The sequence below is a fragment of the Winogradskyella undariae genome (assembly GCF_013285155.1).
Classification (GTDB): domain Bacteria; phylum Bacteroidota; class Bacteroidia; order Flavobacteriales; family Flavobacteriaceae; genus Winogradskyella; species Winogradskyella undariae.
Window position 1 is genome coordinate 1 of sequence record NZ_JABTEL010000006.1, and the last position, 14,618, is coordinate 14,618.

Sequence of the window (14,618 nt, forward strand, 5' to 3'; positions counted from 1 at the left end):
GTTGTGATTGAAGCACCAGGGTTTAATTGAGTTCCACCACCATTTGTTGCTGTGAAATAATTTCCGTTAGTTAAAGTTGGTAAAATGTACTCAGAACATACAGTTTGATTCGCAATCGTATCAACCTCAGGTGCGTCAATAATTAATTGAGCAGCATCTGTAATTAAAGTACAAGATGTTGTTGTGATTTCACAATAATATTGACTTCCATCTAAAGTTGCAGAACTATTAGCTACGGTTAAAGTATTTGTTTGAGTTCCTGAATAAGTGCCATTATTGGTGAGGTTTACCCAGTTTCCTGAAATATTAAGAGTTTTCCATTGAAATGTAGCCGTACCAGAATCTTCTGTAGTTAAAAAAGTAGCCGTTCCATTTTCGCAAATTGTTTGTGAAGTTGGATGTGTTATCATTGGTGTGTTATCTGGAATAGGATCTGCAGTATGTGATCCTAAATCAGAACAGTTTTCATTTGAATTAATAGACCAATCATTAATATCGTAAGTCGTTTGTGGTATTGGTGCATCTGCATTTCTTATAACCGTATAACCTCTTTCATTGGGTGAATTTACAACATCGATTAGAACTCCATTTTTTAAGAGTTCAAATTCGTCATTATCATTAATTCCTGTAGTTATATAAAAATCAACACTTAAAGGAGAACATTCTGAGCCGCTTCCCATTTGAATAACAAATGTGCTTAAAGGAGGAATTGTTCCTGTAATTTCATCGAAAGTATTATTAGGAGCCGGATTGCCTACATCTCCATATCTAAGTATAACATAAGTGCCATCAATTACAACAGGAGAATTAGTTGGATTGTAAAGTTCTATAACTGCATAACTTCCACTAAAAGCATCATAAATTTCAGAAATATAAATTTCAGCAGTCGTACAATCGGATTCTAAAACAGTAAAGTCTGATGACGAATTTCCTGTACAACCACCATTACTTAAAATAGATATATTTGAAGTGCTTGAGGCTCCCGTTGGTATAATTGCTGTGATTTGAGAATCATCTATAATTGTAAAAGTGGTGCCAATTCCATCAATATAAACAGTATTGGCATCATTAAAATTGCTACCGCTAATCGTAATTAATGTGCTTTCTGGTCCTGTTGTAGGATTAAAAGTATTAACTATTGGAGCCGGACAAAGAGTATTTTCTTCTAACGCTTTTTTGTCTGTTGTAGCATACGCCGTTGTAGAAAAAAATAGACACAAGGCGTATATGCAGCAAATTAATAAATTAATACGTTTCATTATTTTAAGTTAGGAGTGAGAAAATAATTAGAGGTTATTTATTTAGATAAACCCAACCTGTAAGAGGTTTAGATTCCGTATTAGGTTCGTTTAAGTATAACACGTAGAAATAAGTTCCTACGGGTAGAACTTTATCGGTTTTCATTAAACCTTTGTTAGCTTTTCCGTACCATTTGTTATTATTGTTTCCTATAAAAATTAAAGTTCCATAGCGGTTGTAAACTTCTAATTTATGGTTAGGATAAACATCATATAACCCCTGAATATTAAACCAATCGTTTTTATTATCATTATTTGGTGAAAAGCCTTGAGGTATAATTAATTCTTCAGCAATAGTTGAGATTTCAAAATCTAGAGATTTAATTATACACCCATTAGAATCTTGCACATATAAAGTATGAATTCCTTCAGAAATATAAGAAATCACATGATCTGTTTGAAAGCTTGAATTATCTATAGCATATTCATAATTAACAGAAGTGTCAGCCATTGTTATAGTGATTGTGTCTTCATTTATTTCAATATTTGAATCACTAAGCGTAAAATCTACAGAAGGATAAATCGTAATGTTAAAACTACTTTCGCTAGTACAAGTATTTGGAGTTGTACCAACTTCATTGTAAATATAGATTGTTTGTGAGGTTGTTATTGTTTCTCCTGCATTAAGTAATATTCCTGTTCCGTTAGTTCCTGTGTAATAGTTTCCATTTGTTAAAGCTGGTAATATAAATTCTGAACAAATTGATACATCATTAAGTGTATTTACTTCAGGATTTAAAACTAGAAGTTGAGCAGCATTAGAAACAAGATTACAACTGTCAGATGAAATGATACAATAATACTGCAATCCATTAAAGTCTGCTGGTATATCTGTTATGGTTAAAGTATTTGTTGTGGCACCAGAATAATTACTGTTGTCAGTAACGTTTATCCAGTTTCCTGAATTATCTAATACTAGCCATTGGTAAGTATTAGTACCAGAATTTACAGAAACAGAAAACGTAGCGGTATTGTTTTCGCAAATTTCTTGATTATTAGGTTGTGTAATCTCAGGTGTTGTAGAACTACTATTATCAGCTGTGTGAACTCCTAAATCAGAACAATCTTCAGTTTCTAAAAATAACCATTCACTTGAAATATATGTTGTACTTGGTGCAGAGGCATCAGCATTTCTTATAAAGGTGTAACCTTTGTCTTCTGCCGTATACATAACATCAATCGTGGTGCCGTTTTTAACTAATTTAATTTCGTCATCTTCATTAATTCCTGTGCTAAAACTAACATCTGTAGATAATACACCACAAGGATTTCCCGTACCACCCATTTCAATTATATAAGTACTAAGTGGAGCTATTGAACCTGTTAGGGGGATTGTATTACTAGGAGCAGCATTACCAATATCACCAAAACGTTGTATTTCGTAATTAGTATCTACGGTAATTGTTGTGTTTGTTGGATTATAAATTTCTATAACTCCGTAAGCACCAGAAACGGCATCGTAAACTTCTGAAATATAAATTTCATAGGCAACGTTACAATCTGAATCTAATACCGTAAAATCTGATAATGAATCTCCCGAACAGCCTTCATTACTAAAAACAGAAATTTGAGAAGAATTTGCAGCTCCTATAGGTACAATTGCTGTTATCTGAGAATCATTAATGATTGTATAAGCAGTGTTAATTCCACCAATAGAAACAGAATTGGTATCATTAAAATTGCTACCATTAATAGTGATTAAGGTGTTTTCTGGCCCACTTGTAGGATTAAAAGTATCTACATTTGGAGTTCCTGAGATGGTTATTTCAAAACTACTTTCGTTAGTACAGATATTGGGAGTTGTACCAACTTCATTATAAATATAAATTGTTTGAGAAGTTGTTATTGTTTCTCCAGCATTCAGTTGAGTTCCTGTTCCATTAGTTCCTGTAAAATAATTACCATCTGTTAAAGTGGGTAATGTAAATTCTGAACAAACGGATACGTTAGGCAGTGTGTCTACATCTATAGTTCCTGAAATAGTGATTTCAAAACTACTTTCGTTAGTACAAATATTAGGAGCCGTACCAACTTCATTATAAATATAGATTGTTTGTGAAGTTGCAATTGCATCATTTGCAAAAAGAGGGGTCCCTGTTCCGTTAATTCCTGTAAAATAATTACCGTCAATTAAAGTTGGTAAAATATATTGGTAACACACAGTTTGATTAGATAGTGTGTCAACATCTGGGTTAGAAACTAAAAGTTGAACCGCATTAGAAACTAAATTACAATCTGATGAGGTAATGATACAATAGTATTGATTATTATCAAAGCTTTCAGGGGTATTTGTAACCGTTAAAGTATTTGTTGTTGCACCAGAATAATTACTGTTATTAGTAACATTTACCCAATTTCCTGAATTTTCTAATACAAGCCATTGGTAATTATAAGAACCAGAATCTACAGAAACAGAAAACGTAGCAGTATTGTTTTCGCAAATTTCTTGATTATTAGGTTGTGTTAAATTTGGTGTTGTTGTAGAACTGTTGTTTGCTGTGTGTACTCCTAAATCAGTACAATCTTCAGTTTCTAAATATAACCATTCGCTAGGTGTATATGTTGTACTTGGTGCAGAAGCATCAGCATTTCTTATAAAGGTGTAACCTCTATCTTCAGCGGTATGCATAACATCAATGGAGGTACCGTTTTTAACTAATCTAATTTCGTCATCTTCATTAATTCCTGTACTAAAACTAACATCTGTAGATAATACACCACAAGAATTTCCATTACCACCCATTTCAATAATATAGGTGCTAAGTGGCGCTATTAAACCTGTTAACGGAATTGTATTACTTGGAGCAGCATTACCAATATCACCAAAACGTTGTATTTCGTAATTAGTATCTACGTTAATTGTTGAGTTTGTTGGGTTATAAATCTCTATAACTCCGTAAGCACCAGAAACGGCATCATAAACTTCTGATATATAAATTTCATCGGCAACGTTACATTCAGAACTCATTAAAGTAAAACTATTAGGTGCTGTTGCAGAACATCCTCCATTAGTTGTGAGTGTTATATTGGTATTGTTAGAAACTCCAGAAGGAACATTAATAGTGATTTCAGAATCATTAATTATTGTGAAATTAGCATTTATACCATCGAAATCTACAGTTGTTACAGTTGTGAAATCTGTTCCATTTAGTGTGATTTCAGTGTTCTCTGGTCCACTAAAAGGGCTCATTGTATTTATTGTTGGAGCCGGGCAAGTCACATTTTTGGTATTATAAGTTCTGTGATTTGTAGTGTTAGTTAAAAAATAACCGTTTAAAATTAGGACAAGAGGTAATAGTAAAAAGATATGTTTTTTCATTAAAAATAGATAAAAATGGTCGGCAAAAGTATATAATTAAAAGCTCCCATTTGTTAAGTAATAGTTACGATAACAGCTTGGCTAAAGTAAAGGAATTAATAATGTATTTAAAATATGTATTACATAAATAAATGAAAAAATAAGCCTATTAAAAAAAGAAGTTAATGAATAGATTTAGTGAATTTTAGAATTTTTTTTTAACATCTTATTTCGTTTTTAGTAAATCTTTGATATGTATATTTGCCTTCCCTTAAAAATAAAAATGAAAGTAAAGAGCATTTCTCTAATAATAGCCCTTCTATTTACGTTATTGAATTCTGCACAGAATATTTCAGTAGATAGTCAATTATACACACCTCAACAGCTTATTGAAGATATTCTTATCGATAGTAACTGTATTGATAATGTTGTTGTTACTAATGTTTCTGGAGGGAATTTTAGTGGTGCAGATCAGAGTTATGGTTTTTTTGATGCCACCGGTACTGCTTTTCCTTTTGAAAGTGGATTAGTTTTAAGTACAGGAAGACTTCAAAATGTTCCAGGTCCAAACACAAGTATAAGCGATGATAATGCATCGGGTTGGGGAGGAGATACCGATTTAGAAAATGCACTTAACGAATCAGGAACTATAAATGCTACAATTTTAGAATTCGATTTTACATCGGTAGCCTCTCAAATTAGTTTTAGATATATTTTTGCTTCGGAAGAGTACCAGGAAGGAAATTCTAACAGTTGTCTGTATTCTGACTTATTTGGTTTTTTAATTCGTCCTACTTCAGGTACAGGTCAAATAGAGTATGAAAATATAGCATTAGTTCCGGATACAAATACGCCTGTTAAAGCAACAACAGTTACACCTGGTGTTTCTGGTAGTTGTCCGCCTTTAAACGAAACATATTTTGGAAACTATAACGATTCAAATGCACCTATTAACTTTAATGGGCAAACAGCAGTTTTAACAGCAACAGCTAATGTTGTTCCTAATGAAACATACCATGTAAAACTTGTTATTGCAGACGAGCAAAACTACAGATATGATTCTGTGGTCTTTTTAGAAGCAGGTAGTTTTCAGTTGTCTACAGATATGGGACCTAATCGTTTAATTGCAACACAAAATGCGCTATGTGAAGGTGAAACTTTAGAATTAAGTGTAAACGAATCTGGAACACCTTCTTACGATTGGTTTAAAGATGGGGTTTTAGTAGATTCTCAACCTAGTGGTTGTATTAATTGTGGTACTTATACAGTAACTGAAGAAGGAACTTATACTGTTGAGGTTGGTTTGGCTAATGGCTGTGTTTCTTATGGTGAAGTTGTTATAGAGTATTCGCCATTACCTGTTGTGTCTGACGCTGTTTTAATTGAATGTGATATAAATCAAGATGGATTAACGACCTTTAATTTATTTGAAGCTTCAGCTGATATTACCAATAATGATAATGATTTAAATATTAGAGATTTCTTTTTAACAGAAGCAGAAGCTTTAAGTTATACGAATCCTATTTCTAATCCTCAGAATTTTGATAATTCTGTGGCTTCTCAAATCGTTTATGCATTTGTCATTAATGATGCTAATTGTTATGAAATTGCAGAGGTAGAACTTCAAACCTCTAATAATATGTTGATCATTCCAGATTTATTAGGTTGTGATGGAGATATTGTCGATGGATTTTCGGATTTTAATTTAAGTGATATAGAAGTTGCTATTCAAAATCAAATCCCCTTGGGAGCTTCCTTGGATTTTTATGAAACGGAAGATGATGCATTTAATGAAAGTAATGCGTTGCCAAATACTTATGAAAATACAACGGTAGATTTTCAAACTATATATGTGAAGGTTAAAAATGGAAATCAATGTTTTAGTATTTCAACTGTAAACTTAAGTGTGGTTTATACCCCGCTTTTAGAAGCTGATGAAACAGTATATTATTGCACAAATTTATATCCGGAAACCGTTAGAATTTTAGGAGGTGTGCTTAATGATTTACCTAATAATTATTATTATGAATGGTTGTTTAATGGTCAATCTACATCAGTAAATACAACATTTAATGAAGTTAATGAAATAGGAGATTATACTGTGATTGTAACTGATCCTAATGGATGTTCGTCTAGTAGAATAATTACCGTGAGTCCATCAAGCAGTGCAATTATAGAAAATATTTCGGTTGAAGGAGCGGCGCCTAACAACACGGTAACGATTAATGTTTCTGGTGATGGTGATTATGAGTTTGCTTTAGATGATGTTAATGGTGATTACCAGCAGAGTAATGTGTTTACCAATCTTAATGAAGGTTTTTATACCGTTTATGTTAAAGATAATAATGGGTGTGAAATTCTTGAACAAGAAATTTCAGTTTTAGGATTCCCAAAATTCTTTACACCAAATGCAGATGGAGATTATGATATTTGGACTGTTATTGGTGAGAATCCTCAATTTAGTTTGGTAGAAACTGTTCAAATATTTAATCGCTACGGAAAGCTAATTACGGTGCTAAATCCGAGCAATCTTGCATGGGATGGTACACTAAATGGTACAGACTTACCGAGTGATGATTATTGGTTTGTAACCCGATTATTAGATGGTAAGCAGTATACAGGTCACTTTGCTTTAAAGCGATAGATAATACTGCTATTTTATAATCTAAGTGCTCATTTTAATACAGAGATAAATATTAATTTGAAATTGTTATTTATATTCTGAACGAGAATGACTTCAAGAGTTAGTCTGTAATTTTAAAAGGGAGACTCTAAATTTAATTGATATAAGAATTGTTTTTACTATTATTCAAAGTCATAAAGCCTTATAAGAAAGCTTTATGACTTTGAACAAACATTAGTTTATGTATCGTTAACAATGATATTATCGAAAATATTGGAGTATTGAAGTTTATATTTTTTATGATTGATAATCAAATTTGATTATCTAATGCTTCAATGTAAAATGTCCTTTAACTTCAAAAGCAATTGATCCTCTTTTTATTTCAGCAATATACCAATAGTCACTAGTTGGCATTCTTTGTCCGTTGTAATAGCCATCCCAACCCGGTGATGTAGAAGTTAATTGCTTCATGCGTTTTCCATAACGGTCAAAAATATTAATTATAGTTCCCGGTATTGTTTCAATACCTATAATATGCCAAGTGTCAAAATCACCATCTGCATTTGGCGTAAAGAACTTAGGGATATCGACTACTAAAACGTCTTTAGTAATATTAGCACACCCATTTAAATCTATAATGGTAACGGTATGGTATCCCATAGCTACATTGTTGAAAAAGTTTGATTCTTGAGGTTCTAAATCATCTAATTGATAAAGGTAATTTCCTATTCCACTTACAGTAACAGTAATATTATTTGGGTCTGAAAAATCGAGAACCTCTGTTGTTTCTATGGTTGCTGTTTCAGACTCGGTAACTCCAAAATATTTTGTGCTTTCACAACCTGATTGCGTTGTGACTGTTACCCAATAATTACCAATAACTGTAATGTCTATCTCAGGTGTTGTTTCTCCTGTAGACCACAGGTACGAATCTGTTGAGTAATTAGTATTTGCAGATACTAATAAAGGCAGATTATCGATACAAATAACTTGGTTATCAAGATCGATTATAGGTAAAGGATTTATAGTTACAGAGAATGAAGTAATACTATAACATCCTGTTGTGTTATTTGTTATACGAGCGTAGATAATTTCACTATCATAAGCTATGTAATCTGTATCTAATTCCGAATTATTTTCGTTTGCTTGAAGTTCTGTATTGTGATAAGTAACGGTAAATAAATTAGGGTTTTGACCACCTAAAATACTTGAGTTTTGTTGAGTTAAATCGAAATCTAAAAGACCATCAAAGTCATCATCACATGCTATTAAATTGTTTGGTTGATTTGCTATTGGCAATGGCACAATTTTTAAATTAAATTCATAATACATTGTACAATGTGTAGTGCTGTATTCTGCTCTTACAAACAAGGTGTCATTATTGGTTTGGTAGGTGTAATTAGTGTCTAAAGCATTTGTATTTGCTTTGGCATCTGTTTCGTTAGAAAAATAACTAAATAATACGTTGTATGTAACATCTGTTGCTATTGGATTAATTTCAGTTAAATCAACAGTATTAGTATCATTTGCACAGGCTGTATAGTTTTGGAAATCATTAATAATAGGAGGTTGGTTTACAATTAACTCTATTGGAAGCGCAACATAACAGTTAGAGATTGAATTTGAAACTCTCATATAAACCGTCTGTGGGTTTGATACGTTTGAATAATTATTAGGATCAGTAATAGGATTACTTTCAGTTTCAGAATCTTCAAAATTAGCATAATAAGCAATAACAATATTTTGTTGTCTTACATCTAAAACATTAGCCTCAGCAACAGTTAAATCAAAAGGAAGAATACCGTCAGTATCATTATCACATTCTATGATTGGGTCTACAGTACTAACATCAGGAACAGAAAATACGTTAATTACAAATGACGTTATAGATTGACAAAGAGAACCATTATCTATATTTACATAGATTTGTTGAGGATTAACAATGTTCTCATATTCCATAGGTAATGCATTCGTGTTATTTATAGCATCATTTTCAGAAGTATAGAATGTTACGTTTTCTATATCTGGAATACCTGCAGATATTTCTTCAGCTTTAATAGAAAAATCAAAAACTGAAGATCCATTATTTGAAACATCATCACACACAAGCCAATCTGTTGGTTCGTTATATATTGGGTTTGTTCCAACTTCAATAGAGAAAGAAGCGGTTGTGTAACAAGATTCATCAGTTAGATTATCAACCCTAACATAGATGTTTTGCGGGTTACTAATATTTTGATAAATACTTGTTTTATCTATAGCATTGGTTTTGTTGTTTGCATCAGTTGGGTTTAGGTAATAACTCACGTCTTTTCCTATTTGTGTATCTAGAGCTTCTGCATCTTTATTTTCAAAAATAAATTCTCCTATACCATCTGATGCATTTTCACAGTAAATATAATCTTCAATATAGTTAGATAAATCGCCAATATAAGGTAATGTATTTACTATAATATCTAATTCTTCAATAGTAAAACATCCCGTACTTGCGTTTTCTACACGCATAAAAACTATTTCTGTTTGTGCATCATAATTCGCAATGTTAGTTATTTCGTTTGTGCCAGATTGTGCATCTAATAGGTTATTGTAAAAACTTGTATTACGGTTTGGGGTTGTTAGAACTGAATTAGGAATACTATTATTTAAATTAATTTGAGATATTCCATCTCTATCAGCATCACATATTATAATATCAGCTGGTTTTTCACTCTCAGGAGCTGGTAAAACTGTAACTTCAAAAGAATTATAATCATAACAGCCTGTTTCAGAAAATGTAATTCTAGGAAATAAGGTGAAAGGATTAGTAATGTTTGTGTAAGAATTAGGTAACACATTTGTATTATTTATAGCATCTTGTTCTGTTAAGAAATAAGTGACTTCATAACCTTCTTCATCATTTGTAACGTCTCCACTTAAAACGGATAAATCTGTTGTTGTAAATCCGTCTTGGTCTTCATCACAAATTGTTAGGTTAATTACAGATTCAAATTGAATAATTGGGTATAAGATTAAATCAAATTGTGCAACTTCAGAACATGTTAAATTTTCTAATGTGATGTATATAGTTTGCGGATCACTTGTAGAACTATAGGATACAGAAGCATCAATAGGGTTAATTCCGTTGTCTCTATCATTTTCACTTTCATAGTATGTAATCTCAACATCTGGTAATAAGTTAATAATACCTACCGAAATATCATCAAAAATAAAATCTTCAGTACCATCATCACCAATATCACAAGCGCTTATATCTCTAATGTTTGTAGCGGTTAATAAGAGATTGGTATGTAATTCAATTGGAGTAACAGAAGCACAGCTAGAGCTAGTGCTTTCTACTCTAATGTATATAATTTGTTCTTGAAAACCTACATTAGCGTAGTTGGTTTCATCAATAATAGGATTTAATCCAGAGATCGCATCTTCTTCTGTGGTGTGAAAGGAAACCGTAACCCCTGTTAATCCATCTAAAACTTCAGGAATAATAGACGTTAAATCAAAATTAGCATAACCATCTAAATCCGTATCACAAGCATCTATATAATGTCTTTCGTTATTAATTGCAGGACTCTCAATAACGCTAAGATCTAGAGTTGTAGTACTAATACAGCCTGTTTCAATATTCTTAACACTTACAAATATTTGTTCTGTAAGATTTGTATTTGTATAAGGCATTGGTAAAGCATTTACACCCGCAGTTGCATCTGCGGCAGAACTATGATAGCTTACAACAAGATTCGGTTGAGAAAGTATGATTTCGTCATCTATAAGTAAATTAAGATCCATAGCGGTCATACCATCAGCTGTATTATCGCTATCACAAACTTCTAAAGGTGTTGGGGCTGAAATTGTAGGTGATGTATTTACTATTAAGTTGAAAGTTGAAAAAGTTAAACAACCATTAACAGTATCTTCGATTCTCACATAAATAGGTTGTGGGTTTTCTGTATTTTGAATAGCAGTTGTGATGGCATTACTATTGTTAATAGCATCGGTATCTGAATAATGATAAGTGATTGTATAACTAGAAGAAGGCACGGAAGCTAAGATTTCCGAATCTTTAGTAGATAAATCAAAGGTTTCAATACCATCATTACTTGGATCATCACATAATAAGTAATCAGAAATAGGATCTGATATTTCTGTGGTGTTTAAAGTAACGTTAATTTCATCTTCAATAATACAAGAGCCATCAGCCAGAGGTAATTGAATTTCTACACGATAATTTCCAGATTGTGAAGCGGTAATTGTAGCTTGGTTTTCTGATGGCATTAAAGTGTCATTAAAAAACCACATGTAAGTTGCATTAGTATTGGCAATGTTTCCATCTAATTCCACACTAGCAGTACAAGTCGAATAATCTTCACCTAAGTCTACAGAAGCATCAAAACTATTTCCCTCTATAAATACAGCAGAATCATAATTTTGATCATTTTGATCCGCTATAACAAGCTTTATTTGATATTGAACATTAGGTTGAATTGTTGCTGTAGCAGAAAGTACGCTTGTTCTTCCGTTATAATTTGTGTCACCAAGATTGTATCCTTCAAAATAGTCTTCATTTGAAGCTGCACAAAATCCTGAAATTTCATCGTGAACTGTATTTGTATTCACAGGAATTGTAGTTCCAGGTACTAAAGCTATATTACTATAAGGAGCTCCAGTTCCAACTTCTCTAATAAGAAAAGCAAAACCATCAGAGTATTCACAGGGGAAATTTCCATAGTATTCTTCTGAAGCTAGAATATAATTAAATTGTATTTGATTAGATATTGAAATAAATTCGAATTCTATAGATGTTGCATTTACGGTACTTGAAATTCCTAAAGTAGATTCTAAATCTGTATCTGTTAACCAAGTTGTATCGCCTTCATTTAAAATATCATTATTTTGTCCGTTTCCTGCTGAATTTGCATTTCCTGTAGAAAGTACAATTCCATTTTCAAATGGAAAATTAGAAGCTGCACGTTCAAAATAACCAAAACTGCCAATACCAATTGAAGATCCATTTGAAGGAGATGAAATATTTGAAACTTCTACACAACCTTTTATAAGTGTATTCTGAATTAAATCTTGAGGAGAAAGGGTATTATCTACGGTAACTTGTTGTGCAAAAGTTATACTACAAATTAGGCCAATAAATAAACTGAGGGAGTATTTTAAATAGGTCATTCTTTAGTTTAGGATTAAGTTTTTAGTGAAGGGTAGATTTGGGGTCAGCACAAACACATTCTGTAATCAGGTTCAAAAATAGATTATATTAAGACAAAGTACAATAAAATACGATGAAATACACTAAATGTTAACATAAAAACACTAAAAGAGTTGTTGAACTAGTGAAATATAGAGAAAAGTAAGGTGTTTTATGTGTTGAAAATCAGTAAGTTTTCTTATTTAGTGTATGGAATATTACTGCTTTTTGGTTTAAAGAGGTGATAATTTTGGTTTATTTTGAAAATAACAAGTTTATAAAGTCATTATTTTTAGAATAGAGTAGAAGTGGATTCTTAAAGTTTTTAGAGTAAAATAATAGGATAAATTTTCTGATACTTAGAGTACGTTGAATATTATTTCAAAAAAATAAGAGGAATGGATTAAAATTTTGACTTTTTAGTAGTTTACATAAACCCAACCGACAAAAGGTTTGTAATTAGAGTCATTTAAATTCAAAATATAATAGTAAGTGCCAACAGGAACTCTATTCCCTATATTGTTAAGACCTCTATTTGTTTTTCCTAACCAAGGTTTGTCATTATTACCTTCAAATATTAGTTCTCCATAACGGTTATAAATTTGTAATTGGTGGTTTGTGAAGATATCATATAAACCTTGAATATTGAACCAGTCATTTTTAGTGTCATTATTTGGAGAAAACCCTTCAGGAATACGTGGAGGGCAATTTTCAATAATTAATTTAAACTTATAGATTTCGTAACATGGGGATTGTTGAATTCTAATATATAGGGGTTCAGGATTTAAAATGTTGTTATAATCTGTAGGGATGTTTATAGCATTAACTTCAGATTCTAAATCATCGAGAGATCGGTAAAAGCTAACCGCTTCGGTATTATAATCTATAGATTCAAGTGCTTCAAATAAATTATAGGTAGAGGTTTCAAAACCTTGGTTACAACCTATAAGATTAGGGAGTGTTATTATTTCGGGAACGACAAGTAATTCTATGTCAATAAAAGTACTGTTGTTGTTTTCGTTAGTTTCTGTAACAATACCATTTAATGTTCCGTCATCATCTGCTATGGCTAAAATATTTACGTTAGGATCAATATCTTCAGGGAGATTAATGATAATAGAATTACTTTCTACTGCATTTATAGCGATGTCATTTATGGTTTCACTTTGTGCAATAAAAATTCCATTACTATAAAAAGCGATAGGCGTATTAGCAGGTAAAACATCAGTACTATTAAAGTTATTTACAGTATAAAAGACTTCGATATTATTATCGCCACAATTCACTATATAATTATCAATCTCAATAGTTGCATCTGGTAATTGACTGTTTAAAACCGTAATAATATTATTTATCATTACTAAATCTTGTCCTGAAGTTAGCGTAATAGTTGCAGATGAATCTCCTATGTTTATATTATCTTGAATATTATAAACATCAATATCCATATTATGTAAGTCTGTATCTCCTGTAAATGAGTTAGTACCATTAAAAGCATTGTTAGCAGGATTTAATGGGGCATTACTAATTATATTTCCATTAATGGTGAGTTGCTCGTTTACGGCAATAGAACTATCTCCTTCCCATGCTACAAAACCTATTTTAGCATTTTCGTTATCTAATACATTTAAGTTATCTAATGTAATATTTAAGAAATCGGGTACAGCTTGTAAGCCGTCATAAACATTAAGTTGATTGAGTGGAAGATTAGTATCTTCATAAATTACGGTTATGGCCCAACCACCAAAATTTGTTCCTGTTGAACAATAGGGTGCAATTACATTGGTGAGATCAAAATTAGAAAGTGTATAATTGTTACTTCCTTGATCTAAAATAATTGTTGTTACATCAGCAAAAGCAGCAAAGAAAACACGTTGCGTGTCTAAGGCGTAACTAAAGGTGCGCTCTGCTGTGATATTTATATTGTTTAAAGAAATGTCTAAATCACCATTACCAGAGCCTGCCCAATATAAATAAGCTGCAACGACATTTTGATCACTGTTAAGTGTTAAGTCTGCAGATGATGAGGTTAAAATAGTACAAGGCCCTGAAGTACCATTTTCAACTGTATTCATCGTGTTACCAATAGCTGTATAATCGTATCTACCGTTAAATTGTTGGTATAAAGAAACGTCTTGGGCATGTATTGGGATTATGATGCCAAATAAAAAGAAGTATAATATGTAGTATTTGTTTTTCAATACGTTAGCT

The 14,618-nt window shown here is 31.8% G+C and carries 5 protein-coding genes; 1 reads left to right on the plus strand and 4 read right to left on the minus strand.

Features of this window, described 5'->3' with window-relative positions:
- Together HSX10_RS09715 and HSX10_RS18730 are read right to left on the minus strand one after the other, a co-directional pair.
- Positions 1 to 1,259, minus strand: a 1,259-nt coding sequence (locus tag HSX10_RS09715) for an IPT/TIG domain-containing protein (RefSeq protein ID WP_173588025.1), incomplete at its 3' end; no start/stop codon positions are given.
- 34 nt (positions 1,260 to 1,293) lie between these two features.
- On the minus strand, positions 1,294 to 4,617 hold the full coding sequence (locus tag HSX10_RS18730) for a T9SS type B sorting domain-containing protein (protein WP_254453224.1): 3,324 nt from the start codon (positions 4,615 to 4,617) through the stop codon (positions 1,294 to 1,296).
- A 262-nt stretch (positions 4,618 to 4,879) separates the two neighbouring features.
- Here HSX10_RS18730 and HSX10_RS09725 point away from each other — a divergent pair, with 262 nt between their 5' ends.
- Positions 4,880 to 7,240 carry a T9SS type B sorting domain-containing protein gene (locus HSX10_RS09725; protein WP_173588026.1) on the plus strand — a complete coding sequence of 787 codons (2,361 nt, stop codon included), beginning with the start codon at positions 4,880 to 4,882 and terminating at the stop codon, positions 7,238 to 7,240.
- Between the two features lie 303 nt (positions 7,241 to 7,543).
- On the opposite strand, the gene HSX10_RS09730 is transcribed toward HSX10_RS09725, so the two are convergent.
- Together HSX10_RS09730 and HSX10_RS09735 are read right to left on the minus strand one after the other, a co-directional pair.
- A complete protein-coding gene (locus HSX10_RS09730; RefSeq protein WP_173588027.1) occupies positions 7,544 to 12,388 on the minus strand; it encodes a T9SS type B sorting domain-containing protein in 4,845 nt (1,614 codons plus the stop codon).
- A gap of 438 nt (positions 12,389 to 12,826) precedes the next feature.
- Positions 12,827 to 14,608: a T9SS type B sorting domain-containing protein gene (locus tag HSX10_RS09735; protein WP_173588028.1), complete on the minus strand. Its 1,782-nt coding sequence runs from the start codon at positions 14,606 to 14,608 to the stop codon at positions 12,827 to 12,829.
- Positions 14,609 to 14,618 lie beyond the last annotated feature (10 nt).

Bases quoted from the DNA above. Each gene is read 5' to 3' on its own strand.
- HSX10_RS09730 (WP_173588027.1), bottom strand. From the start codon at position 12,388: ATGACCTATTTAAAATACTCCCTCAGTTTATTTATTGGCCTAATTTGT.
- HSX10_RS09725 (WP_173588026.1), top strand. From the start codon at position 4,880: ATGAAAGTAAAGAGCATTTCTCTAATAATAGCCCTTCTATTTACGTTA.
- HSX10_RS18730 (WP_254453224.1), bottom strand. From the start codon at position 4,617: ATGAAAAAACATATCTTTTTACTATTACCTCTTGTCCTAATTTTAAAC.